Genomic DNA, 24,728 nt, shown 5'->3' with positions numbered 1-24,728 from the left:
GAGATGACCCCCGCCGCCCGGCTTCAGGCCGCGATCGAGGTTCTGGACGAGATCCTGGCCGGAAAGCCCGCCGAACAGGCGCTGACCGGTTGGGCGCGGCGCTCGCGGTTTGCCGGCTCCAAGGATCGCGCGGCGCTGCGTGACCATGTGTTCGACGCGCTGCGCGCCCGACGCTCCTTTGCGGCACGCGGCGGGGCCGAGACCGGGCGCGGCCTGATCCTGGGCCTGTGCCGGGCACAGGGCTTGACCGTTGCGGATCTGTTTACCGGTATCGGCCATGCGCCCGCGCCGCTGACACCCGAGGAACAGGCCGGTGGGCGCGACCCCGCGCCGGGGGCCGAAGCGGCGGATATTCCCGACTGGCTCTGGCCCCGGTTTCAGGCCAGCATGGGCGCACAGGCGCAACAGGCGGGCGAAATCATGCAGAGCCGCGCGCCGGTGCATCTGCGGGTCAATACCGCCCGCACCGACCGCGCCGGCGCCATCGCCGCATTGGCGGGTGAAGGGATCGCAACCCAGCCGCATCCCGCCTGCGACACCGCGCTGGAAGTGACCGAAGGCGCCCGTGGTATCGCCCGCTCGACCGCCTATCTGGAGGGGCTGGTCGAGTTGCAGGATGCCGCCAGCCAGGCCATCGTGGCTGCTCTGCCGCTGGCGCCGGGCATGCGCGTACTTGATTATTGCGCCGGGGGCGGGGGCAAGACGCTGGCGCTGGCGGCGGTTCCGGGGATCGAGGTGTTCGCCCATGACGCCGCCCCGCAGCGCATGCGCGACCTGCCGGCGCGCGCGGCCCGGGCCGGGGCGCGGGTGCGCTTGCTCGATACCGCCGAAGCGACACGAGTGGCGCCTTTCGACCTGGTACTGGCCGATGCGCCCTGTTCGGGCAGCGGCTCATGGCGTCGGGCGCCCGCTGGCAAGTGGGACCTGACCGAAGAGAGATTCACCGCCTTGCTGGCAGTCCAGCGCGAGATCCTGCAACGCGCCGCTGCTCTGACTGCACCGGGCGGGGTGCTGGCCTATGCCACCTGCTCGATGCTGACCGAGGAGAATGACGGCGCGGTGCAGGCGTTTCTGGATGCGGGCGACTGGAAACAGGACGATTGTCGCCGTTGGGATGTGCTATCAGGCACAGACGGTTTCTATCTTGCACTCTTGACGAGAATACATTCCGAGCTTTAACAACCATAAGGATAGTTGGAGTCACGGGCGGATGGGTCGCGTTAAAGCGGACTTAACCCTTGATGGGCGACAAAGTCCTGACGACTCAAATGCCGGAGCCGGAATGTGACCGAATTCACCGCCTCGATCCCACCTGTGCAGTCCACGTGGCGCAGTACCCGCGCGCGGGCGGTCGCGATGCTGTTGCTGGCATTGGCGGCCTTTGGCGCGGCCGTCTTCTGGGACCTGTCCGGATTCGCGCAGAAGGCGTTAGTCGCGGCGGGAGGGGCCTCGGTGCTGGTCACCGGATGGCTGCTTTATCAGGGACGCAACACGCGCGGGGTCGAAACCCAGATGCGCGGGTTTCTGGCGGGATTCATCGAAAAGGACGCCACCCCGAGTTTTGTGACCGATGAAGAGGGCGCGATACAGGCCCGCAACGCCGCCGCCTCGATCCGGTTCTCGGGCACCGCGGACGAGACACTTGGCGCCACGCTGCGCTCGATCTTCGGCAATCCCTCGGCGGTGCTCTACCGCTTGCAATGCCGGGCCCGGATCGAAGGTAACGCGCGCGAGGATGTGGTGACACGGCGCGGCCATATCCGCCTGTCGGTGCATGTGCTGGGCGACGTCGGATTTCTTTGGCGGGTCGAGGATATCACCGATCGCACCGCCGCCAGCAGCCGCGCCGACAACCTGCCATTGCCGATGCTGACCATCGGGCGCTCGGGCGCGGTGCTGTTCATGAACGAGGCGGCGCGCAGCTTTGTCGGTTCGCGGATAAAATCGTTGGACCGGCTGTTTCTGCAACTGCCGTATCGCCCGGGCGAGATCAACCATGTCAGCACGGGTGAGGGCAACGCGCCTGCGATCGTGGTCGAAATCTCCAACAGTCCGGGCCGGCAGGAACTGTTCCTGATCCCCTTCAAGGGGGAACTTGGGCAGGGCGAGGCGCCCGATTTCGCCACCCTGCCGGTGGCGATGATGCGTCTGACGGCGACGGGCAAGGTGCTGGAGGTGAACCGGCTAGCGCAGGACCTGCTGGGCGGACCGGTAGAGCCTGACACGACGCTCGACCAGTTGATGATGGGTTTGGGACGGCCGATTCCCGACTGGCTACGCCAAACCGCGGAAGAGGCCGGTGCCCCCCGGTCGGAATTCCTGCGCCTAAGTGGGCGTGACAGCGAAATGTTCGTGCAGGTCACGCTGAGCCCGATCAGCGAGGCAGGGCAGACCGGGTTGATAGCGGTGCTGAACGATGCCACCGAACTCAAGACGCTTGAGGCGCAATTCGTGCAAAGTCAGAAAATGCAGGCGGTTGGTCAACTTGCGGGTGGCGTCGCGCATGATTTTAACAACCTGCTGACGGCGATTTCGGGCCATTGCGATCTCTTGCTGCTGCGCCACGATCAGGGTGATCCTGACTATGGTGATCTGGTGCAGATCAACCAGAACGCTAACCGGGCTGCGGCGCTGGTCAGCCAGCTCTTGGCCTTTTCGCGCAAACAAACCCTGCGACCTGAGGTCCTGGACCTGCGCGACACGCTGGCGGACCTGATCCACCTGCTGAACCGGCTTGTGGGGGAGAAGGTAACGCTCACCCTAAGTCATGATCCGGTGCTGAAATCGGTGCGTGCTGACAAGCGACAGCTGGAACAGGTGCTGATGAACCTAGTCGTCAATGCCCGAGACTCGATGCCCAAAGGGGGTGAAATCCGAATTGAAACCGAAATGGTGAGCTTGGAAGAACCGCTGGAGCGGGACCGAGCCACCCTTCCGATCGGTGAATATGTCACCGTCAAAGTGCGGGACGAGGGGACCGGGATCGAGCCTGACAAGTTGCAAAAAATCTTCGAACCCTTCTACACCACCAAGCGCACCGGCGAAGGCACCGGCCTTGGCCTCTCTACAGTTTACGGTATCGTCAAGCAGACCGGCGGATTTATCTTCGTCGACAGCGTTCTGGGCAAGGGAACTGAATTCACACTCTACCTGCCAGCCTATCAGGCGGTGGCGGACGAAGAGATCCCGGCGCCCACGCGGCCTGAGAAACCTTTGGCGACCCATGGCGCGGGTGTCGTGTTGTTGGTCGAGGACGAGGCGCCAGTGCGGGCATTCGCCTCGCGCGCGCTACGGCTGCGCGGCTATACTGTGATCGAGGCGGATTCGGCCGAAGAGGCGCTGCGCCTGCTTGAGGATCCCGAACTGGCCGTCGATGTCTTTGTTACCGATGTTGTGATGCCGGGGCTGGACGGGCCGACCTGGGTGCGTCAGGCGCGCGAAGAGCGTCCCGATGTGCGTGTTGTCTTTGTTTCCGGCTATTCCGAGGGGGCTTTTGGCGAGACCGAAAGTGCGCTGCCCAATTCCGTGTTCCTGCCCAAACCCTTCTCTCTGACGCAGCTGACCGAAACGGTGCACCAGCAGCTGCACTGATCCTGTTCAGGTGGCGCGCGCGTGCAACTCGAACTCGTCGGCGCATTTGCGGCGCAGCCGCTCGGCGATGTCGGGGGACAGCTCAAGCGGCAGATCGGGCGAGACATTCTCCCGGGCCGGAGCGATCTCGGTCTGCAAGCGGTCTTGCAGAAAGGCGCGAATGCCCGGTTGGTTCTCGTATTTGAACAGATGGCTGACGGTACAGCCATTTGGACGCGGGGTCAGAAACCGCGCCTGGGAGCCGACATTGGCAAACCCTGGGCGCTTGCCCTGCATATAGGCGTTCACGAAGTCATCGAAGCTGATGCCATGGGTTGCGTTCGGTTTGCCCTGCATGAAAGGGCGCTGGCGATAGCGATACCAGCTGCCAAGCCAGTCGACCGGCTCGCGCACCACCGCCATGATCTCCATCTCGACCCCGAACATCTTTTCGAAAATCGGTCGAAAAAACCGGTCATAGCGGTAAATGGGCGCATGTTTCAACTCGGGCGGGTCGGACACGACAATGTCAGCGCGGGCACGCAGCGCGGTCTGATAAGCGGTGGTTCCGGTCTTGGGGACAGAGAGAAGTACGAGTCTTTCCTTAAAGAAAACAAGCATCTGCTCTCCAACCCTCCTGCCTGACCCATGGAACCTGTTCAGCGTAAACCACTCCTTAACACAATTGGAAAAGAGTGAATAAGAAAGATTTTGTTTGAAATGTTCTCCTTTTGACCCCATAAGGAACAAGAGGTGAACAAAGACCCGATTGCGGCCCGAGACGGCCTGTGACACAAGGAAGGGGACAGGATTATGGCGGATCTTCTGACGATGAGCAGCAAACAGAACGCGGACAAACAAAAGGCGCTGGACAGTGCTCTGGCCCAGATCGAACGGCAGTTTGGCAAAGGCTCGATCATGAAACTTGGCGGTGAGAACGCCATTCAGGAGATCGAGGCAAGTTCGACCGGCTCGCTGGGGTTGGATATCGCGCTGGGAATCGGCGGTCTGCCGATGGGGCGGATTGTCGAGATTTACGGGCCGGAAAGCTCGGGCAAGACCACGCTGACCCTGCATTGCATCGCCGAACAGCAGAAACGCGGTGGCGTCTGTGCATTCGTCGATGCCGAACATGCGCTTGACCCGCAATATGCGCGCAAGCTGGGCGTCGATCTGGATGAACTTCTGATCAGCCAGCCCGACACCGGTGAACAGGCGCTGGAGATCACCGATACGCTGGTGCGCTCGGGCGCGGTCAACATGGTCGTGGTCGATTCGGTCGCTGCGCTGACCCCCAAATCGGAACTTGAAGGCGACATGGGCGATTCCAGCGTCGGCGTGCAGGCGCGCCTGATGAGCCAGGCCATGCGCAAGCTGACCGGTTCGATCAGCCGTTCGAAATGCATGGTGATCTTCATCAACCAGATCCGGATGAAGATCGGCGTGATGTTCGGCAGCCCGGAAACCACCACCGGTGGCAACGCGCTGAAATTCTATAGCTCGGTCCGCCTGGATATCCGCCGCATCGGTGCCATCAAGGACCGTGACGAGGTTGTGGGCAACGCCACCCGCGTCAAGGTGGTCAAGAACAAGGTGGCGCCGCCCTTCAAGCAGGTCGAGTTCGACATCATGTATGGCGAGGGTATCTCGAAGACCGGTGAGTTGCTGGATCTGGGCGTCAAGGCCGGCGTGGTCGAGAAATCAGGCAGCTGGTTCTCTTACGGGGATGAGCGGATCGGCCAGGGCCGCGAGAACGCCAAGACCTTTCTCAAGGAAAACCAGTCGATTGCGCTGGCGATCGAAGACAAGATCCGCGCCGCGCACGGGCTGGAGTTCGACATGACCGAAGATGGCGAGGACATCCTCGAAGCCTGACCAGACCCGCGGCTAGTCAATCTGACAACAGGGGCGTCCAATGGCGGGCGCCCCATTTTTCTGCGCTGCGGCTGCGAGGAGTGGACTATCGCTTACGCTGCGGCTAAACCGGCTCAGACCTTGTCGAATTCGCGCCGAGAGAGCCAGAATGCCCAGCCTGAACGATATCCGATCGACCTTTCTGAACTATTTCGCGAAGCAGGGGCATACGATCGTCCCGTCCAGCCCGCTGGTGCCGCGCAACGACCCGACGCTGATGTTCACCAATTCGGGCATGGTGCAGTTCAAGAACTGCTTTACCGGGGTAGACAAGCGCGACTATGTCCGCGCCACCACCGCACAGAAATGCGTGCGGGCGGGCGGCAAGCACAACGACCTCGACAATGTGGGCTATACCGCCCGGCATCACACGTTTTTCGAAATGCTCGGCAACTTCTCCTTTGGCGATTATTTCAAATCCGAGGCGATCCCCTTTGCCTGGGAACTGATCACCCGCGATTTCGACATTCCCAAGGACAAGCTTTATACCACGGTCTATCACACCGATGACGAGGCCTTCGAGATCTGGAAGAAGGTGGGCGTGCCCGAGGACCGGATCATCCGCATCGCGACATCGGACAATTTCTGGCAGATGGGCCCGACCGGCCCCTGCGGCCCCTGCACCGAGATTTTCTATGACCATGGCGACCATATCTGGGGTGGCCCTCCGGGCAGCCCGGAAGAGGATGGCGACCGGTTCATCGAGATCTGGAACATCGTCTTCATGCAGAACGAGAAGTTCGAGGACGGCTCGATGGTCGATCTCGACATGCAGTCGATCGACACCGGAATGGGGCTGGAGCGGATCGGCGCGCTGCTTCAGGGCAGCCATGACAACTATGACACCGACCTGTTCAAGGCGCTGATCGAGGCCTCGGCCGATGCCACCAGTGTCGATCCCTATGGCGATCAGAACGTGCACCACCGGGTGATCGCCGATCACCTGCGGTCTACCTCGTTCCTGATCGCGGATGGGGTGATGCCCAGCAATGACGGGCGCGGCTATGTGCTGCGCCGGATCATGCGGCGGGCGATGCGGCACGCCCATCTGTTGGGTGCCAAGGACCCGGTGATGCACCGGCTGGTGCGCACGCTGGTGGGCCAGATGGGCGCGGCCTATCCGGAACTGGGACGGGCGCAGGCGCTGATCGAAGAAACTCTGCTGTTGGAAGAGACCCGGTTCAAGCAGACGCTGGACCGGGGCCTGAAACTGCTGGATGACGAGTTGGGCGCGCTGCCCGAGGGCGCGCCGCTGCCGGGCGAGGCGGCGTTCAAGCTGTATGACACTTACGGGTTTCCGCTGGACCTGACGCAGGACGCGCTGCGCGAGAAGGGCCGCAAGGTCGATACCGACGGGTTCGACGCCGCGATGGCCGAGCAGAAGGCCAAGGCGCGCGCCGCCTGGGCGGGTTCGGGCGAGGCGGCGGACAATGCCGTCTGGTTCGACGTGCTGGATGTCGCGGGCGCGACCGATTTCCTGGGCTATGACACCGAAAAGGCCGAGGGGCAGGTTTTGGTGCTGGTGGTCGATGGTGCGGTCAGCGACAGGATTGCCGAGGGCGGCAGCGGCTGGGTGGTGACCAACCAGACCCCGTTCTATGGCGAATCCGGTGGTCAGGTCGGTGATAGCGGCGTGATCCGCCGGCTGGAGAACCGCGATCACGTGGCCCTGGTCGAGGACACGCGCAAGTTCGCCGATGGCAAGGTCTATGCCCATAAGGTGACCATGGAGCGCGGCACGCTGGCCAGGGGCGACGCGGTCGAGCTGGAAGTGGATCATGCCCGCCGCAGCGCGATCCGGGCCAACCACTCGGCCACGCACCTGTTGCACGAGGCGCTGCGCGAGGCATTGGGCGATCATGTGGCCCAGCGCGGCTCGTTGAACGCCGCCGACCGGCTGCGCTTCGATTTCAGCCATGCCAAGGCGCTGAGCGAGGCGGAACTTGCCCGGGTCGGCACCGAGGTGAACCGGTTCATCCGGCAGAACTCGCGGGTCGAGACGCGGATCATGACCCCCGACGATGCCCGCGCCATCGGCGCGCAGGCGCTGTTTGGCGAGAAATACGGCGACGAGGTGCGGGTGGTGTCCATGGGCCGGGCCGAGACCGGCAAGGGTGCCGATGGCAAGACCTGGTCGATCGAGCTGTGCGGCGGCACCCATGTGGCGCAGACCGGCGATATCGGCGTGTTCGTGATCCTGGGCGATAGCGCGTCGAGCGCCGGGGTACGCCGGATCGAGGCGCTGACCGGGCAGGCCGCGTTCGAACACCTGTCGCAGGAGGTTGGTCGTCTGTCGCAAGTGACCGCGATGCTCAAGGCGCAACCGGCCGAGGTGGCCGAGCGGGTGCGGGCGCTGTTGGACGAGCGCAAGGCGCTCCAGAACGAGGTGGCGCAGCTGCGCCGCGATCTGGCCATGGCCGGAGGGGCCGGGCAGGGTGGTGGCGCCGAGGCGCGCGAGGTGAACGGTGTGCCTTTCCTTGCGCAGGTTCTGTCGGGTGTATCGGGCAAGGACCTGCCGGCGCTGATCGACGAGCACAAGGACCGGCTGGGGTCGGGTGCGGTGCTGCTGATCGCCGATACCGGCGGCAAGGTAGCGGTGGCTGCCGGGGTGACGGCCGATCTGACCGACCGGGTGTCGGCGGTCGATCTGGTGCGCGCGGCCGTGACCGAACTGGGCGGCAAGGGCGGTGGTGGCCGTGCCGACATGGCCCAGGGCGGCGGTCAGGATGCAGGCAAAGCGGATGCGGCGATCAAGGCCGCGGAACAGGTATTGGGAGGATAAGACGATGGGTGCACTCTGGATTGCACATGTGACGGTGACGGACGCCGAAGCATATGGAAAATATGCCGAACTGGCCGGGCCCGCCATTGCCAAACACGGCGGCACATTTGTCGCGCGGGGTGGCCGTTTCGTTCAGCTTGAGGGCAAGGAGCGCCCGCGCAACGTGGTCGCCAAGTTTCCCAGCGTCGAGGCGGCGGTGGATTGTTACAACTCGCCCGAATATCAGGCGGCGCTGGACCATGCGCGCGGCGCATCGGAACGCGAATTGATGGTGGTCGAAACCAACGAGTAAGAAAATTCTGCGAATTTTCGGAGTCTGAGATTATTCGACGAATAATCTCAGACCGGACCAACAAGGGGCGCCCTGCCGGGCGCCCCTTGTTCTGTCAGCTGGCTGCCTTGGCCATGCGTTTGCGTTCATGCGGGTCGAGATAGCGTTTGCGCAGGCGGATGGTGGTCGGGGTCACCTCGACCAGTTCGTCATCGTCGATATAGGCAATCGCCTCTTCCAGGCTGAACTGGATATGCGGGGTCAGCCGCACCGCGTCATCGGTGCCCGAGGCACGCACGTTGGTCAGTTTCTTGCCCTTGAGCGGGTTCACTTCCAGGTCATTGTCGCGGCTGTGTTCACCGATGATCATGCCCTCGTAGACATCGGTCTGCGGGCCGATGAACATGCGGCCACGCTCTTCGAGGTTCCACAGCGCATAGGCCACCGACTGGCCGTTCTCCATCGAGATCAGCACGCCCGCGCGCCGGCCCGGGATGGCGCCCTTATGTGGGGTCCAGCCGTGGAACACCCGGTTCAGCACGCCGGTACCGCGCGTATCGGTCAGGAACTCGCCGTGATAGCCAATGAGCCCGCGCGAGGGCACATGCGCGATGATCCGCGTCTTGCCGGCGCCGGCGGGTTTCATCTCGACCAGTTCACCCTTGCGGGGGCCGGTTACCTTTTCGATCACCGCGCCGGTATATTCGTCATCCACGTCGATGGTGACTTCCTCGACCGGCTCCATGCGCTGGCCGTCTTCCTCGCGGAACAGGACCTGCGGGCGCGAGATGCTGAGCTCGAACCCTTCGCGGCGCATGTTCTCGATCAGAACGCCCATCTGAAGTTCGCCTCGGCCCGCGACCTCGAAGGCCTCGCCGCCGGGCGTGTCGGTAACGCGGATGGCCACGTTCGATTCCGCCTCTTTCATCAGGCGGTCGCGGATGACGCGGCTTTGCACCTTCTTGCCGTCACGGCCCGCAAGCGGGCTGTCATTGATGCCGAAAGTGACGCTGATGGTCGGCGGGTCGATCGGCTGGGCGGGCAGGGCCTCGGTCACCTGAGGATTGACCAGGCTGTCGGCCACGGTGGCCTTGCTCATACCGGCGATGGTGACGATATCGCCCGCTTCGGCCACGTCGATGGGCTGTTGGCCCAGGCCGCGAAAGGCCAGGATCTTCGAGGCGCGGAAGCTTTCGATCTGGGTGCCGTCGCGGCTGAGCGCTTTCAGGCTCTCGCCCGCCTTGAGCGTGCCGCTTTCCACCCGGCCGGTCAGGATGCGACCGATGAACGGATCGCTGCCCAGCGTGGTGGCCAGCATGCGGAACGGCTCGTCCTTGCGGGCGATCTGCGCCGGGGCGGGCACATGGCGCACCACCAGTTCGAAGAGAGCGGTCAGATCCTTGCGCGGTCCGTCCAGATCGGTGTCGGCCCAGCCCGAACGCCCCGAGGCATAAAGATGCGGGAAATCGAGCTGTTCGTCATTGGCGCCCAGATTGGCGAACAGGTCGAAACATTCGTCCAGCGCCCGGTCGGGTTCGGCATCGGGCTTGTCGACCTTGTTCAGCACCACGATGGGGCGCAGGCCCAGCGCCAGCGCCTTGGAGGTCACGAACTTGGTCTGCGGCATCGGGCCTTCGGCGGCATCGACCAGCAGCACAACGCCATCGACCATGCTCAGGATGCGCTCGACCTCGCCGCCGAAATCGGCGTGGCCGGGGGTGTCGACGATATTGATACGGGTGCCCTGCCACTCGACCGAGGTCGCCTTGGCCAGGATGGTGATCCCGCGTTCGCGTTCCAGATCGTTGCTGTCCATGGCGCGTTCGGCCACGGCCTGGTTTTCGCGAAAGGCACCGGATTGTTTCAGCAGTTCATCCACCAGCGTCGTCTTGCCGTGGTCCACGTGAGCGATGATCGCAATGTTGCGCAGGTCCATGAGGTCCGCCTTTGTAAGGGAGTTGGCCCGGCGCATAGCCCGAGATCCGGCCAAAGGCCAGAGGAAATGCATCTTTAACGCCGATATACGCCGCGGCGCGGCATCAATGCGGCGAGGCGCCCGAGAACAGATGGATGACAAGGATGCCGGCCATGATCATCGAAATCCCCAGAATGGCAGGCAGATCCAGTCGTTGGCCGAACACGACCAGCCCGATGACGGCGATGAACACGATGCCCAGCCCCGACCAGATCGCGTAGACGATGCCAACCGGCATGACGCGCAGCGTGAGCGACAACAGGAAAAAGGCGATGCCATAGCCGCCCACCACGATCAGCGAGGGCACCAGCCGGGTGAACTGCTGGCTGGCCTGCAGCGCGGTGGTCCCCACGGTCTCGGCCGCGACGGCAAGGATCAGATAGATATAGTGCAGGGGCATGGCCGGTCTCCGGTCAGGTGAATCGGTCGAAACCGGGTGTCAGACCCGGACTAGCGCAAATTCCGGATTCGGGACAGGGGGCCGAAAACGGCTAAAATTCGCACAGGTACCTGTTCGGCGATTCACTCGACGGAAAGGCTCGTTCACGATAATGAGAGCGATCAGACGGGGCCGGTGTCCCGGACCCGTGGGGCGCGGGAGCAGTCGCCCCAGCCGGAGAGCGAACCATGTGCCGTTGGGCCGCCTATCATGGAACCCCGATCTTTCTCGAAGATGTCATTTCCCGTCCGGGGCATTCGCTGATCGCGCAAAGCGCCCATGCCGAGGAATGCAAGACCGCCACCAATGGCGACGGGTTCGGCGTGGCCTGGTATGACGCCCGGCCCGAACCGGGACTGTATCGCGATGTCTATCCGGCCTGGTCCGACCCGAACCTGCGGGCGGTGGCCCATCACGTGCGCTCGGGGCTCTTTCTCAGCCATGTGCGCGCCTCGACCGGGTCGTGTATCAGCCGCAACAACTGCCATCCCTTTGCCGCGCGGCGGTGGTGTTTCATGCATAACGGCCAGGTCGGTGGGTTCGAGGCGTTCCGCAAGCAGGCAGACATGGCGATTGCCGACGAGTTCTATACCTATCGCAAGGGCAGCACCGATTCCGAGGTACTGTTCCTGTTAGCCCTGAGCGAAGGGTTGGAAAGTGACCCCCATGGCGCGTTGGCGCGGGCAGTGGCACGGCTCGAAGCGCTGAGCCGTGCCCATGGCTCAACGCCGCACATGCGTCTATCTGCGGCCTTCAGCGACGGCCAGACCCTTTACGCCGCACGTTATTCATCGGACCATATCGCGCCTTCGGTCTACTACCGCTACAGCCACGCGCGCCAGGGGTGGGCGGTGGTGTCCGAGCCGCTGGAAACCGATGAAGGGGACTGGAGCGAGCTGCGTCCGGGCCGGATGCTGACCATCGGGGCCGAGGGCGCGCAGGAGCGTGACTTTGCACCCGAGGATTTCGGGTGCGCAGCGTAAGGTGTTGAATACCTTACTGGCGCGTCGGGGTAGGGCGGGTTAGCCTGACCTTATTCTAATTCCGCATTTATAGTTAGGTTCACTATGATTACGCCATTTGCCAAAGCGATTGTTGTTGTTGCATTACTCGTTGCTGGGGTTGGCTTCGGCCTTGCTCCGCGGTCAGAAGCACCTGTTCCCGCCGCCGAATTGGACCATCCACAGCCCGCTCGCGGTGTCTGATCCGCTTAGAGCCGCAGGCCCAGACGGGTGAAGCAATCGCTCAGCTGGGGATGCAGCCAATCCCACAGGCCCGGGGCGCCCCGGCTGACCGGGGTGCCGACCCGCGCCACCAACTGTGGCAGGCTGACATCATAGGTGATCCACGATCCACCGCCGTTTTCCAGGTTGGCGATCGGGGTCTGCACCCGGTCCACCGCCTTGCCGAACAGCGCATCGGCGCTTTGGGCAGTCTCGAATTCCTGCCAGATCGCGCACAGAGCGGCGCCTTGCTCCACGGGCAGAAGGCCGAACAGGCGTTCGGCGGCGGCAGCCTCCAGCGCCTCTTGCGCGGCATGGTCCACATTCCCGTGGATCGGGTTGTCGCCGGCGTCGATTTCGACCAGATCGTGGAGCAGCAGCATGCGCAGAACCCGGTCCGTGTCGATCGGATGGGCCGCGTATTCCCCCAGCACCCAAGCATAAAGCATGATGTGCCAGCTGTGTTCGGCCGAGTTTTCAAACCGGCTGTCATCCATCAGGCGCGAGGCGCGCAGCACGGTCTTGAGCTGGTCCGCCTCGGCCAGAAACGCCAGCCGGTCGGCAAAACCACCCGCAGCGGGCGCGCGCCCGTCAAGCAGCGCCTGCGCGTGCGCATGCGCCTCGGGGAAAACCTCGGCCAGATAGGCGGCACGCCCGCTGCTCAGATTTTCACGCACCACCTCGACATGGTCGGGGCGCGGCGTGTCGGCGCAGAGCACCTGGAACATCGGCTGGCAGCGGTCCAGCATCTTGGCATAGCGGGCGTCGGGGCTTTCATCGGCCTCGAACTCGGTCCAGAGCGCATGGAAATCTGCCGCCTGATCGGGGGGCAGCAGGCCAAACAGCTTGCGCGCCGCTGCCCGCTCGGCCCGTTCCACCGCCAGCCAGTCGGTCGCCTCGTGGATCGGGTGGTCGCCGGTCTCGATCTCGACCAGATCGTGCAGCAGCAACATGCGGATGGCGCGGTCGACATCCACATCCGGTGCCGCAAAAGGCGCCAGCACCAGCGCCCAAAGCGCCAGATGCCAGCTGTGTTCGGCGGAATTTTCGGGGCGCGACAAATCAAGCAGCACATTGGCCCGCACGACCGTTTTCAGCCTGTCAGCCTGCTTCAGAAAGGCAAACTGGGCGTCAAGCCGCGCGCTCATTCGCTGTCCTGCTTCTTGGCCTTCAACTCGGCCACGCGTCGCATCAGAACCCGGCGCGCGCCACGTTCGGCCAGCCGCACGCGGACCTCGGTCAGAAACGCCTCTTCCAGCGACTGCGAGGAGGCGGCCAGCTGTTTGCCAATCTCGACATAAAGCCGCTCGTCGCCGGTCGCGTCCATCGCCTTGAGCGTGTCCTCGGCCAGTTTGGCGGCCAGCGTCTCGATCGTGCCTGCCATCAGCGCGAGGTCTCGGTCAGGCGACGCTTCACATAATCGGTCACGCTGGTGATCATCGTGTCCATGTGCTGGTTCTGGAAGAAATGATCGGCGCCCTCGACCTCGGTATGGGTGATGGTGATGCCTTTCTGCTCGTGCAGTTTGTTGACCAGCGAGCGGGTATCTGCTGGCGGCGCAACCCGGTCCGATGTGCCATTGATGATCAGGCCCGAGGACGGGCAGGGCGCCAGGAACGAGAAATCATACATGTTGGCCGGCGGGGCCACGCTGATGAACCCGGTGATCTCGGGGCGGCGCATCAACAGCTGCATGCCGATCCACGCGCCGAAGGAAAAGCCCGCGACCCAGCAATGTTTCGAGTTGTTGTTCATCGACTGGAGATAGTCGAGTGCCGATGCCGCATCGCTCAACTCGCCGATGCCCTGATCATATTCGCCCTGGCTGCGCCCAACTCCGCGGAAATTGAACCGCAGCACGGTGAAACCCAGATTGTAAAAGGCATAATGCAGGTTATAGACGACCTTGTTGTTCATGGTGCCGCCGAATTGCGGATGCGGGTGCAGCACGATGGCAATGGGTGCGTCTTTTTCCTTTTGCGGGTGGTAGCGGCCTTCCAGGCGGCCTTCGGGTCCGGGAAAAATCACCTCGGGCATATGTGCTTTCGTCCTGTCTCGCGGTCTGAGATGCCGGGCTAAACTTGACGAATTCCCTCGGGCATCTTAGAATGGTTCTAAGTAACGTGCCGCTTGCCGGCAACGCTGTCAGTGGGAGATACGCACTGAGGGCGATAAGGTCAATGATTTCGCGCATCTGGGCGCGGTTGAGGAGGGTAGGAGCGTGAAGCTATCGACAAAGGGGCGCTATGCGATGGTCGCGCTGACCGATATTGCCCTGCAACCTGCGGACAAGCTGGTCACGCTGGGTGACATTTCCGAGCGTCAGGATATCTCGCTGCCTTATCTGGAACAACTGTTCGTCAAGCTGCGGCGGGCCGATCTGGTCGCCTCGGTGCGCGGTCCGGGTGGGGGCTATCGTCTGGCTCGGCCGGCCTCGGATATCCGGGTGGTCGATATTCTCGCCGCCGTGGACGAGACGGTGAACGCGATGCACAAGGGGGCGGGCGCCTCGGGTGCGTCGTCTGGCAGTCGCGCGCAATCGCTGACCAACCGGCTGTGGGAGGGGCTGAGCGCTCATGTCTATGTGTTCCTGCACCAGACCCGGCTGTCGGATGTGGTCAAGAACGATCTGGCGCCGTGCCCGGCGGTGCCCAATCTGTTTTCGGTCGTTGACGACTAGCCCTGTCTGGACCCCTGATTGCCATTTTTGCCGGGTCCGTCTATCTGGACCCAACCGCCAAGAAATGATGACTCTCTGATGCGCGTTTACCTCGATCACAATGCCACCACACCGCTGCGCGCCGAGGCGCGGGCGGCGATGATCGCGGCGATGGATGTCTGCGGCAACCCGTCCTCGGTCCATGCCGAAGGGCGCGCGGCCAAGGCGGTGGTGGAAAAGGCCCGCGCGCAGGTCGCCGCCGCCTTTGGTGCCGAGGGGGCAGATATCGTCTTTACCTCCAGCGCGACAGAGGCCGCGGCACTGGCGCTCAAGGATCGTGGGTTGCATGGATGCGCGCTTGAGCATGATGCGGTAAGGGCTTGGATCAACGAGGATTTGCAGGTGTCCGCCGATGGGGCGGTTACAGTGCCCGATCCCGCCCGATCGACATTGCAACTGGCCAATTCCGAGACCGGTCTCCTTCAGGACCTGCCGCAGGGGCTGGCGGTGACGGATGCGACGCAGGGGTTTGGTAAGCTGCCGGTCGCCTTCAACTGGCTGGGGGCCGAAATGGCGCTGATCTCGGCGCACAAGCTGGGCGGTCCCAAGGGCATCGGCGCGCTGGTGATGAAACGCGGCACCGATCTGGCGGCGCAGATCAAGGGTGGCGGGCAGGAAATGGGGCGTCGCTCGGGCACTGAAAACGTGATCGGCATCGCCGGTTTCGGCGCCGCTGCCGAGGCCGCCGCGCGCGATCTTGCGGACGGGGTCTGGAGCCGCGTCGAGAAACTTAGAAATATTCTAGAAAATGCTCTTGAGGCCGGAGCTAAATCTACTATTTTTGTCGGGAAAGGTCGGCCCCGCCTGCCCAACACCCTGTGCCTGGCCACGCCGGGCTGGAAGGGCGAGACGCAGGTGATGCAGATGGACCTGGCCGGATTTGCCATCAGCGCCGGCAGCGCCTGTTCCAGCGGCAAGGTCCGCGCCAGCGCGGTGCTTCAGGCAATGGGGTTTGACGAGGCAACGGCGACAAGCGCGATCCGCGTGTCAATGGGGCCCGAGACGACCGAAACGGATGTGCTGCGCTTTGCCGAAGCGTGGCTGGACAAAGAAAAGAAACACCACGCGCGCGCCGCGTGACACAGAACAAACAGCGCGCTCAGCGCGAAGGAGGGCTCTCATGGCCGCATTGGACCAGACCCAGGTAAAAGAAGGCGTCGATCAGGAGACGGTGGATGCCGTCCGCGAGGCGGGCACCTATAAATACGGCTGGGAAACCGAGATCGAGATGGAATACGCCCCCAAGGGCGTGAACCCCGATATCGTGCGGCTGATCTCGGGCAAGAACGAAGAGCCCGAATGGATGACCGAATGGCGGCTGGCTGCGTTCGAACGCTGGACCGGCATGAGCGAACCGAAATGGGCGATGGTCAACTATCCCGAAATCGACTTTCAGGATCAGTACTACTATGCCCGCCCCAAAAGCATGACCGAAAAGCCCAAATCGCTGGACGAGGTCGACCCCAAGCTGCTCGCCACCTATGAAAAGCTGGGCATTCCGCTCAAGGAACAGATGATCCTGGCCGGTGTCGAAGGCGCCGAGAACGCCCCCGCCGAGGGTCGCAAGGTCGCCGTGGACGCGGTGTTTGATTCCGTGTCCGTGGGCACCACGTTCCAGGCCGAACTGAAAAAGGCGGGCGTGATCTTCTGCTCGATCTCCGAGGCGATCCGCGAACATCCCGAACTGGTGAAGAAATACCTGGGCACCGTGGTGCCGGTCAGCGACAATTTCTATGCCACGCTGAACTCTGCCGTGTTCTCGGACGGCTCCTTTGTCTATGTGCCGCCCGGTGTGCGCTGCCCGATGGAGCTGTCGACCTATTTCCGCATCAACGCGGAAAACACCGGCCAGTTCGAACGCACCCTGATCATCGCCGACAAGGGCAGCTATGTGTCCTATCTCGAAGGCTGCACCGCCCCCCAGCGCGACACCGCGCAGCTGCATGCCGCCGTGGTCGAGATCATCGTCGAGGAAGACGCCGAGGTGAAATACTCGACTGTCCAGAACTGGTATCCGGGCGACGAGAACGGCAAGGGCGGCATCTACAACTTCGTCACCAAACGCGCCGATTGCCGGGGCGACCGGTCCAAGGTGATGTGGACCCAGGTGGAAACCGGCTCGGCCGTGACCTGGAAATACCCCTCCTGCATCCTGCGCGGCGATGACAGTCAGGGCGAGTTCTATTCCATCGCCATCGCCAACAACATGCAGCAGGCCGATACCGGCACCAAGATGATCCATCTGGGCAAGAACACCAAATCGCGCATCGTCTCCAAGGGGATCAGCGCGGGCAAGGCGCAGAACACCTATCGCGGCCTCGTCTCGATGCATCCCAAGGCCAAGAACAGCCGCAACTATACCCAGTGCGACAGCCTGCTGATCGGCGACAAATGCGGGGCGCATACGGTGCCCTATATCGAGGTCAGGAACAACTCGTCGCGCTGCGAGCACGAGGCGACCACGTCCAAGGTGGACGAGGATCAGCTGTTCTATTGCCGCTCGCGCGGGATGGACGAGGAAGAGGCCGTAGCGCTGGTGGTGAACGGGTTCTGCAAGGACGTGTTGCAGGCGCTGCCGATGGAGTTTGCCATGGAGGCACAGCAACTGGTGGCGATCAGCCTCGAAGGCTCGGTGGGCTAAGGCCCCTTCGGGGCCGTTGCGGCAGGGATCAGGCCAGTGGACGACCAGACCGGCGAACAGATGCGGCCAGAGCTGACCATGCCCCCGGCAGAGGCAGAGGCGCTGCGCACGGCCTATGAAGAGGCGCGGGTGATCCTGGAATACGGGTCCGGCGGCTCTACCGTGCTGGCGTCGGAACTGCCGGGCAAGCATGTCACCTCGATCGAAAGCGACCGGGCCTGGGCACGGATGATGAAGGCCTGGCTGGCCGCCAACCCGCCCGCCGAGGGGACCGAGGTCAATATTGTCTGGACCGATATCGGCCCGACCGGCGATTGGGGGCATCCGGTTTCGGACAGCAAATGGCGCAGCTATCCCGACTATCCGCTGGCGGTATGGCGGGCCGAGGGGTTCCGCCATCCCGATGTGGTGCTGGTCGATGGGCGGTTCCGGGTCGGCTGTGCGCTGGCCACCGCCTTTTCGATCACCCGTCCGGTGACGTTGCTGTTTGACGATTACAGCCAGCGACGCTGGCAACATCAGGTCGAGGAATACCTTGGCGCCCCGCTGATGATCGGACGTCTGGCTGCCTTTCAGGTCGAGCCGCAGCCGATCCCCCCCGGCGCGCTGTTGCGGGTGATCCGCACCATGACCAGCCCGTGAATTGAACCCGCAACAAGGACCCGACCTATGATCGTGACCACTACTCCAAGTGTCGAAGGCCACCGCATCACCGCCTACAAGGGGATCGTGGTGGGCGAGGCGATCATGGGCGCCAATGTTGTGCGCGATGTCTTCGCCTCGATCACCGATATCGTCGGTGGCCGCTCTGGCGCATATGAAAGCAAGTTGCAGGATGCCCGCGAAACCGCGCTGTCCGAGCTTGAGGGCCGCGCCGCCGCGCTGGGGGCCAATGCGGTCGTTGGCGTCGATCTGGATTACGAGGTGGTGGGCCAGTCGATGCTGATGGTCTCGGCCTCGGGCACCGCCGTCGTGCTGGACTGATTGTGGGAGGATCGACGTGAGTACCGAAGACATCGCACCCGCCGCACAGCTGAGCCGCGCAGACCAGATGCTGGCGCGCCGCTATGCGTTCCTCGCCGATACCATCGCGCCAGCGCGCCCCTTGCGTATCGCCGATGTGGGTGCAAACCCGATCAACGTGCCCGATTATGACGGGCTGTTGCGGCTGGGCGGTTGCGAGGTCTGGGGCTTCGAGCCCGATCAGGCCTCGTATGACGCGCTGATGGCCGATCCGCGCCCGGGTACCCATTACCTGCAGCAGGCGGTCGGGCCAACCGGGCCGGGCCGGTTCCATCCGCATCCGCAAAGCGGGCTTGGCTCGCTTTATCCGATCCGCAAACGGTCGGTGACCTTTCTGGGCAAGCCCGGCTGGCATCGCGAGGGGATCGAACCGATCGAGATGGAGCTGGTGGCGCTGGACGATCTGGACGAGAGCGCGCTGCCGTGCCCCGATCTGTTGAAGATCGACATCCAGGGCGGCGAGCTGGACGTGATCCGCACCGGGCGCGACAAGCTCTCTGACGCGGTCTGTATCATCCCCGAGGTCCGGTTCTACCGCATTTACGAGGACGAGCCGTTGTTTGGCCCGCTGGATGTTGAGCTGCACGACCAGGGGTTCCGGTTCCATACCTTCCAGTTCACCAAGTCGATGCAGGTCATGAATTCGCAGCGGGCGCGGCTGGCTGGCAAGGCGTTCCGCAATCAGATGATGGATGGCGATGCGATCTATATCCGCGACCCGGAAACGGTCGCGGACTGGAGCGATGAGCAGCTGCGCCAGCTGGCGGTTGCCTCGGCTTGCGTGTTTGCCAGTTTCGACCTGACCGTGTTCTGCCTGGACGAGTTGGTGCGGCGCGGTCTGGCGGCGCCCGAGGCGCCCAGGCAGTTCGTCGATACGCTGCCTGCCTGGATGCTGAAGGGGAGTTAGGATGCGCGCGCTGCCCACAGATCCGATCCGCCTGTATTGGTGGAGGGGCGTGCCGAATTTCGGCGACGCCCTGTCGGCGCTGGTGGTGGCGCATGTGTCTGGCCGCGCGGTGCGCCATGCCGGGCCCAAGGGCTGCGAGATGCTGGCCATCGGCTCGTTGATCCAGGTGATGCGCCGCAACTATGGCGAGCCCGCGCCCGACGGGCGCCGCCCGGTGATCTGGGGCGCGGGGCTGTTGCATCCGGTGGGCTCGACCGGGTTTCTTGAGAATGTCGAGGTGGCGCTGCTGCGTGGACCGCTCAGCGCCGATCTTTTGGGGCTGAGGATGCGCGCCTTTGGCGATCCCGGCCTGCTGGTGGGCGACCTGTTGGGTGAGCTGCCCGCGCGCGATGACCGGATCGCGCTGGTGCCGCATCACTCGATGCTGGCCGATCCGGCGCTGGCGGCACTGCTGGACGCAGAACCGGCGCTGGAACTGATCGACGTCGCGGGTAACGCGCTGGAGGTCTGCCGCCGCATCGCATCTTGTCGGCATATTATCTCGGCCAGCCTGCACGGGCTGATCGTTGCCGATGCCTGCGGCGTGCCCTCGACCTGGCTGATGCCGGGCGGGCAGCAGCATCTGAAATATTACGACTATGCCGCCTCGGTGGGCCGTCCGCTGGACATGCCGCTGACGCTGGACGAGGTACCCGCGCATCTGCGTGGCCTCAAGGACGACGACGGACTGGCCTGGGCCGAGGGCATCGCCCGCGCCCGCGCCGATCTGCTGACCGCTTTCCCGGCGCATATGCGCGCCCAAACCCCTGCCTCCGCCGCTGTGGCGGAACCGAATTGAGACGAGGAAACCATGCTTGAAATCAAAAACCTGCACGTGAAACTTGAAGAAGAGGACAAGCAGATCCTCAAAGGTGTGGACCTGACCGTCGAGGCGGGCAAGGTGCATGCGATCATGGGGCCGAACGGGTCGGGCAAATCGACGCTCAGCTATGTTCTGTCGGGGCGCGACGGGTACGAGGTGACCGAGGGCGCCGCCACCCTGTCGGGCGCCGATCTGCTGGAAATGGAGCCCGAGGAACGCGCCGCCGCGGGCCTGTTCCTGGCGTTTCAATACCCGGTCGAGATCCCCGGCGTGGGCAACATGACCTTTCTGCGCACCGCGGTGAACGCTCAGCGCAAGGCACGCGGCGAAGAAGAGTTGAGCGCCGCCGACTTCCTGAAGGAAGTGCGCGCCAAGGCAAAGGCACTGAAAATCGACGCCGACATGCTGAAACGCCCAGTCAACGTGGGCTTCTCGGGCGGTGAGAAAAAGCGCAACGAGATCCTGCAAATGGCGATGCTGGAACCCAAGATGTGCATCCTGGACGAGACCGACTCGGGCCTTGACGTGGATGCGATGAAACTGGTCGCCGAGGGCGTGAACGCGCTGCGCGATGCCGGGCGCGGCTTCCTCGTGATCACCCATTACCAGCGCCTGCTGGATCACATCAAACCCGATGTCGTGCATATCATGGCCGATGGCCGCATCGTGAAATCCGGCGGCCCCGAGCTGGCGCTGGAGGTCGAGAACAACGGTTACGCCGATATCCTGGCCGAGGTGAACTGATGGGGGTTCCTGCACAGAAACAGACCGCGACCGAGGCGCTGCTGTCGACGCTGACGCTGCCCACCGCCGGCTGCACCCGGCCCGCGCGCGAGGCGGCGCTGGCGCGGCTGCGGGAAATAGGCGTGCCCGGACGGCGCGACGAGTACTGGAAATACACCCGTCCCGATACGCTGATCGCCCCCGAGGCGCCGCGCGCCGCGACCTTCCATACCGACGAGCCGATGATGTTTGACGCCATCGACCGGCTCAAGATCGTCTTTGTCGACGGGGTTTTCGATGCCGAGGCATCGGATGCGCTGGAGATGGAGGGCGTGCGGATCGAGCGGATCGAGGATATCTGCTGCAAGGATATTCATTGGGCCAAGGACTTGTACGGCGTTCTTGAGGCACGCGGCCAGTCGCCGGTGCCGCGCCCGCTGGCGGCGCTGAACACCGCCTTTGCCGCCGATGGCATCGCCATTCACGTGACCGGCAAACCGTCGAAACCGATCAGCCTGATCTACCGCCATGCCTCGGAAAGCTCGGACGCGCTGCTGCATCACGTGATCCGGGTGGAAAGCGGTGCCGAGGTGACGATCCTGGAAAACGGCCCCGCCGCCTCGCGGTTCAACAAATGCATGGAGATCGACATCGCTGATGGCGGCACCTTGCATCATGTGCGCGCCCAGGGCCGCGACCATGAACGCCGCGCGGTGACGCATATGTTCACCCGGCTGGGCGCGGGATCGGTCTACAAGTCCTTTACCCTGACCGTGAACGGCGTGCTGACCCGCAACGAACAGGTGGTCGAGCTGACCGGAGACGAGGGCGTGGCCCATGTGGCAGGCGCCTGCGTGGGCGATGGTGACTTCCACCATGACGACACCGTGTTCGTGACCCATGACGCGGTGAACTGCGAAAGCCGTCAGGTGTTCAAGAAGGTGCTGCGCAATGGCGCCACCGGCGTGTTCCAGGGCAAGATCCTGGTTCAGCCCGGCGCGCAGAAAACGGACGGCTATCAGATCAGCCAGTCGCTGCTGTTGGACGATGACAGCCAGTTCCTGGCCAAGCCCGAGCTGGAGATCTATGCCGACGACGTCGCCTGCTCGCATGGCTCGACCAGTGGCGCCATCGACGAAACCGCTCTGTTCTACCTGCGCTCGCGCGGCGTGCCTCAAAAAGAGGCCATCGATCTGCTGACGCTCGCCTTTCTGGCAGAGGCCGTCGAAGAGATCGAGGACGAGGCTCTGGCTGCCGATATCGTCTCGCGGCTCGAAGGCTGGCTGGCGCGGCGGGCCTGATGCCGGTCACCAGCGATATCGCGGCCAGCTATCGCGGGCCGGCGCGGGTGATGCGTAACCTGCTGGACATGGGCCAGCGCGAGGATCGCGCGCTGGCCTTTGTAATGGCGTTCTGTGTCATCGCCTTTGTCGCGCAGCTGCCGGCGCTGGCCCGGCGGGCGCATCTGGAACAGGCCGATCTGAACATGCTGATGGGCGGTGCGCTGCTCGGCAGCGTCTTTCTGCTGCCGCTGCTTTTCTATGTCATCGCGCTGCTGTCCCATTGGGTCGCGCGCATGCTGGGCGGGCAGGGCAGCGCTTATGGCGCGCGGCTGGCACTGTTCTGGTCGCTCTTGGCCTCGACCCCGCTGGTATTGCTCAACGGGCTGGTGGCGGGGTTCATCGGCCCCGGCCCGGCGCTGAGCCTGGTCGGGCTGATATGGGTTGCGGTCTTTGCCTGGTTCTGGCTAACCAATCTCAGAGAAGCTCAGAGGCCCGCCCCATGACATCTGCCGAGCTGCGGTCGCTTGCCGCCCTTACCGTGACCGATCCGGCCAATGCGGCGCGGGTGATTCTCAGCCGCGAGCCGGGACGCGAAGTGTTGTGGCTTTCGCTGGCTCTCTCGGTGGCGCTGGCGAGCCTGTTGCACGGGCTGTCCAACATGGCCTTTGGCGCAATGGCGATGCCGGGCATCCCGCAATCGGTGGTTGGCTATGGCGCTTTGATGGGCGGTGGGCTGGTCCTGACCATCGCGGCGATCCACCGGATCGGGCGGCTGCTGGGTGGAGAGGGCTCTTTCTGGGACGTGATGGCGGTGATGGTCTGGATCCAGCTGGTGCTGGTGGTGGTGCAGGCCGCCACCCTGCTCTTGGCGCTGACCGTACCGCTGTTGTCGGCTTTGCTGGCGCTGGCTGCCAATCTGGTGGCGCTTTATGTCACCCTGCATTTCATCGATCAGGCCCATCGCCTGAATTCCCTCATGCGTGCGGCGGCGGTGTTGATCCTGTCGGTACTGGCCATCGCCGTTGGCGTACTTGTCCTGTTGTCCTTCGTCGGAGGGCCAATCCCCGGAGCGACCCCCTATGTATGACGTCGACCGCATCCGCGCCGATTTTCCGATCCTGTCCCGTCAGGTGAACGGCAAACCGCTGACCTATCTCGACAATGGCGCCTCGGCCCAGAAACCGCAGGCGGTGATCGACGCGGTGACCCGCGGCTATGCCGAGGAATATGCCAATGTGCATCGCGGGTTGCATTTCCTGTCCAATCTCGCGACCGAGAAATACGAGGCGGTGCGCGGCATCGTGGCGCGGTTCCTGAACGCGGGTTCCGAGGACGAGATCGTGCTGAACTCGGGCACCACCGAGGGGATCAACATGGTCGCCTATGGCTGGGCCATGCCGCTTATGCAGGCAGGCGACGAAATCGTGCTGTCGACCATGGAACATCACGCCAATATCGTGCCCTGGCATTTCCTGCGCGAACGCCAGGGCGTGGTGCTGAAATGGGTCGACCCCGAACCCGACGGGTCGCTGGATCCTCAGGCGGTGCTGGACGCGATCGGCCCCCGGACGAAACTGGTGGCGATCACCCAGTGCTCCAACGTGTTGGGCACCGTTGTCGATGTGAAATCCATCTGCGCGGGCGCCCGGGCCAAGGGCGTGCCGGTTCTGGTCGACGGCTCGCAAGGCGCGGTGCATATGCCGGTCGACGTGCGGGATCTGGGCTGCGATTTCTACGCCATCACCGGGCACAAGCTCTATGGTCCCTCCGGCTCGGGCGCGATCTATGCCCGGGCCGAGCGGCTGGCCGAGATGCGCCCGTTCATGGGCGGTGGCGACATGATCAAGGAGGTCACCAAGGACACGGTGATCTATAACGATCCACCGATGAAGTTCGAGGCCGGCACGCCGGGCATCGTACAGACCATCGGCATGGGTGTGGCGCTGGATTACATGATGGCGTTGGGGATGGAGAACATCGCCGCCCACGAGGCCGGGTTGCGCGACTATGCGGCCGGCCGTTTTGCCGGGCTGAACTGGCTGAACGTGCAGGGCCATGCGCCGGGCAAGGCGGCGATCTTTTCCTTCACGCTTGAGGGTGCGGCACATGCCCATGACATCTCGACCATCCTCGACAAGAAGGGCGTCGCGGTGCGCGCGGGCCATCATTGCGCGGGTCCGCTGATGGAACATCTGGGCGTGACCGCGACCTGCCGGGCGAGCTTTGGCCTCTACAATACCCGTGCCGAGGTGGACACGCTGATCGAGGCGCTGGAACTGGCCCATGAGCTGTTTGCCTGATCGCTGATCGGCAAGGGCGTCGGGGGGCTCTGCCCCCCGCTGACAAAATTCGACGAATTTTGTCACCTCCCCCCGGAGTATTTCTGGCAGAATGAA

The 24,728-nt window shown here is 63.7% G+C and carries 24 protein-coding genes; 18 read left to right on the top strand and 6 right to left on the bottom strand.

Going from position 1 to position 24,728, the window contains the following annotated elements:
• Positions 1-3: 3 nt before the first annotated feature.
• Both AC2FNY_RS01935 and AC2FNY_RS01930 read left to right on the top strand, forming a co-directional pair.
• The gene (locus AC2FNY_RS01935) at positions 4-1,179 is read left to right on the top strand and encodes an RsmB/NOP family class I SAM-dependent RNA methyltransferase (protein WP_496801465.1); all 1,176 of its coding nucleotides are present in this window, start codon (positions 4-6) and stop codon (positions 1,177-1,179) included.
• A gap of 177 nt (positions 1,180-1,356) precedes the next feature.
• The gene (locus tag AC2FNY_RS01930) at positions 1,357-3,591 is read left to right on the top strand and encodes a hybrid sensor histidine kinase/response regulator (RefSeq protein WP_496801694.1); all 2,235 of its coding nucleotides are present in this window, start codon (positions 1,357-1,359) and stop codon (positions 3,589-3,591) included.
• Between the two features lie 6 nt (positions 3,592-3,597).
• Here AC2FNY_RS01930 and AC2FNY_RS01925 read toward each other — a convergent pair whose 3' ends face one another.
• Positions 3,598-4,191 carry a gamma-glutamyl kinase gene (locus AC2FNY_RS01925; protein ID WP_234215730.1) on the bottom strand — a complete coding sequence of 198 codons (594 nt, stop codon included), beginning with the start codon at positions 4,189-4,191 and terminating at the stop codon, positions 3,598-3,600.
• Positions 4,192-4,383: 192 nt separating this feature from the next.
• Between AC2FNY_RS01925 and recA the strand changes: the two genes are divergently transcribed.
• From recA to AC2FNY_RS01910, 3 genes are all read left to right on the top strand, one after another.
• Positions 4,384-5,445: a recombinase RecA gene (gene recA, locus AC2FNY_RS01920; RefSeq protein ID WP_234136668.1), complete on the top strand. Its 1,062-nt coding sequence runs from the start codon at positions 4,384-4,386 to the stop codon at positions 5,443-5,445.
• A 148-nt stretch (positions 5,446-5,593) separates the two neighbouring features.
• Positions 5,594-8,266 (top strand): alanine--tRNA ligase, encoded by a 2,673-nt coding sequence (alaS, locus tag AC2FNY_RS01915; RefSeq protein WP_496801464.1) that lies wholly within the window; start codon positions 5,594-5,596, stop codon positions 8,264-8,266.
• Positions 8,267-8,270: 4 nt separating this feature from the next.
• Entirely contained in the window at positions 8,271-8,558 is a 288-nt protein-coding gene (locus tag AC2FNY_RS01910) for a DUF1330 domain-containing protein (protein ID WP_234170108.1), read from the top strand.
• Between the two features lie 94 nt (positions 8,559-8,652).
• On the opposite strand, the gene typA is transcribed toward AC2FNY_RS01910, so the two are convergent.
• On the bottom strand, positions 8,653-10,473 hold the full coding sequence (gene typA, locus AC2FNY_RS01905) for a translational GTPase TypA (protein WP_234136671.1): 1,821 nt from the start codon (positions 10,471-10,473) through the stop codon (positions 8,653-8,655).
• Between the two features lie 103 nt (positions 10,474-10,576).
• Positions 10,577-10,912, bottom strand: a complete 336-nt coding sequence (locus tag AC2FNY_RS01900; RefSeq protein ID WP_234136672.1) for a DMT family transporter — start codon at positions 10,910-10,912, stop codon at positions 10,577-10,579.
• A 227-nt stretch (positions 10,913-11,139) separates the two neighbouring features.
• Between AC2FNY_RS01900 and AC2FNY_RS01895 the strand changes: the two genes are divergently transcribed.
• Positions 11,140-11,934, top strand: a complete 795-nt coding sequence (locus AC2FNY_RS01895; RefSeq protein WP_234136673.1) for a class II glutamine amidotransferase — start codon at positions 11,140-11,142, stop codon at positions 11,932-11,934.
• 227 nt (positions 11,935-12,161) lie between these two features.
• Here AC2FNY_RS01895 and AC2FNY_RS01890 read toward each other — a convergent pair whose 3' ends face one another.
• Genes AC2FNY_RS01890 through AC2FNY_RS01880 form a run of 3 tightly spaced genes read right to left on the bottom strand, consistent with a single transcriptional unit; the run spans position 12,162 to position 14,211 of the window.
• A complete protein-coding gene (locus AC2FNY_RS01890) occupies positions 12,162-13,322 on the bottom strand; it encodes an HD domain-containing protein (protein ID WP_496801463.1) in 1,161 nt (386 codons plus the stop codon).
• Positions 13,319-13,558, bottom strand: a complete 240-nt coding sequence (locus AC2FNY_RS01885; RefSeq protein ID WP_234136675.1) for a hypothetical protein — start codon at positions 13,556-13,558, stop codon at positions 13,319-13,321. Before AC2FNY_RS01885 ends, AC2FNY_RS01890 begins: the two co-directional genes overlap by 4 nt.
• Entirely contained in the window at positions 13,558-14,211 is a 654-nt protein-coding gene (locus AC2FNY_RS01880) for an alpha/beta hydrolase (protein ID WP_011047753.1), read from the bottom strand. The genes AC2FNY_RS01885 and AC2FNY_RS01880 overlap by 1 nt, the downstream gene beginning before the upstream one ends.
• A gap of 184 nt (positions 14,212-14,395) precedes the next feature.
• Here AC2FNY_RS01880 and iscR point away from each other — a divergent pair, with 184 nt between their 5' ends.
• The 12 genes from iscR (at position 14,396) to AC2FNY_RS01820 (ending at position 24,632) form a co-directional block, all read left to right on the top strand.
• A complete protein-coding gene (gene iscR, locus AC2FNY_RS01875) occupies positions 14,396-14,854 on the top strand; it encodes a Fe-S cluster assembly transcriptional regulator IscR (RefSeq protein ID WP_234136676.1) in 459 nt (152 codons plus the stop codon).
• Positions 14,855-14,929: 75 nt separating this feature from the next.
• Positions 14,930-15,973: a cysteine desulfurase family protein gene (locus tag AC2FNY_RS01870; RefSeq protein ID WP_496801693.1), complete on the top strand. Its 1,044-nt coding sequence runs from the start codon at positions 14,930-14,932 to the stop codon at positions 15,971-15,973.
• Between the two features lie 40 nt (positions 15,974-16,013).
• Positions 16,014-17,534: a Fe-S cluster assembly protein SufB gene (sufB, locus tag AC2FNY_RS01865; protein WP_234136677.1), complete on the top strand. Its 1,521-nt coding sequence runs from the start codon at positions 16,014-16,016 to the stop codon at positions 17,532-17,534.
• Positions 17,535-17,570: 36 nt separating this feature from the next.
• On the top strand, positions 17,571-18,176 hold the full coding sequence (locus tag AC2FNY_RS01860; RefSeq protein WP_234136678.1) for a hypothetical protein: 606 nt from the start codon (positions 17,571-17,573) through the stop codon (positions 18,174-18,176).
• Between the two features lie 27 nt (positions 18,177-18,203).
• On the top strand, positions 18,204-18,518 hold the full coding sequence (locus tag AC2FNY_RS01855; RefSeq protein ID WP_234136679.1) for a heavy metal-binding domain-containing protein: 315 nt from the start codon (positions 18,204-18,206) through the stop codon (positions 18,516-18,518).
• A 16-nt stretch (positions 18,519-18,534) separates the two neighbouring features.
• Complete coding sequence (locus AC2FNY_RS01850) at positions 18,535-19,464, top strand: FkbM family methyltransferase (RefSeq protein WP_496801462.1); 930 nt, start codon at positions 18,535-18,537, stop codon at positions 19,462-19,464.
• Position 19,465: 1 nt separating this feature from the next.
• Entirely contained in the window at positions 19,466-20,302 is an 837-nt protein-coding gene (locus AC2FNY_RS01845) for a polysaccharide pyruvyl transferase family protein (protein ID WP_496801461.1), read from the top strand.
• A gap of 12 nt (positions 20,303-20,314) precedes the next feature.
• Positions 20,315-21,070 carry a Fe-S cluster assembly ATPase SufC gene (sufC, locus tag AC2FNY_RS01840; RefSeq protein ID WP_234136682.1) on the top strand — a complete coding sequence of 252 codons (756 nt, stop codon included), beginning with the start codon at positions 20,315-20,317 and terminating at the stop codon, positions 21,068-21,070.
• Complete coding sequence (gene sufD, locus AC2FNY_RS01835; RefSeq protein WP_496801460.1) at positions 21,070-22,350, top strand: Fe-S cluster assembly protein SufD; 1,281 nt, start codon at positions 21,070-21,072, stop codon at positions 22,348-22,350. The genes sufC and sufD overlap by 1 nt, the downstream gene beginning before the upstream one ends.
• On the top strand, positions 22,350-22,835 hold the full coding sequence (locus AC2FNY_RS01830) for a YIP1 family protein (RefSeq protein WP_496801459.1): 486 nt from the start codon (positions 22,350-22,352) through the stop codon (positions 22,833-22,835). Before sufD ends, AC2FNY_RS01830 begins: the two co-directional genes overlap by 1 nt.
• Complete coding sequence (locus AC2FNY_RS01825; RefSeq protein WP_496801458.1) at positions 22,832-23,419, top strand: Yip1 family protein; 588 nt, start codon at positions 22,832-22,834, stop codon at positions 23,417-23,419. Before AC2FNY_RS01830 ends, AC2FNY_RS01825 begins: the two co-directional genes overlap by 4 nt.
• The gene (locus AC2FNY_RS01820; protein WP_234136686.1) at positions 23,412-24,632 is read left to right on the top strand and encodes a cysteine desulfurase; all 1,221 of its coding nucleotides are present in this window, start codon (positions 23,412-23,414) and stop codon (positions 24,630-24,632) included. The genes AC2FNY_RS01825 and AC2FNY_RS01820 overlap by 8 nt, the downstream gene beginning before the upstream one ends.
• Positions 24,633-24,728: the final 96 nt, after the last annotated feature.

It is taken from the genome of Ruegeria sp. BHSC223 (assembly GCF_059613025.1).
The sequence above is the reverse complement of the archived record's forward strand: the minus strand, read 5'-3'. Positions and strand labels throughout refer to the sequence as shown.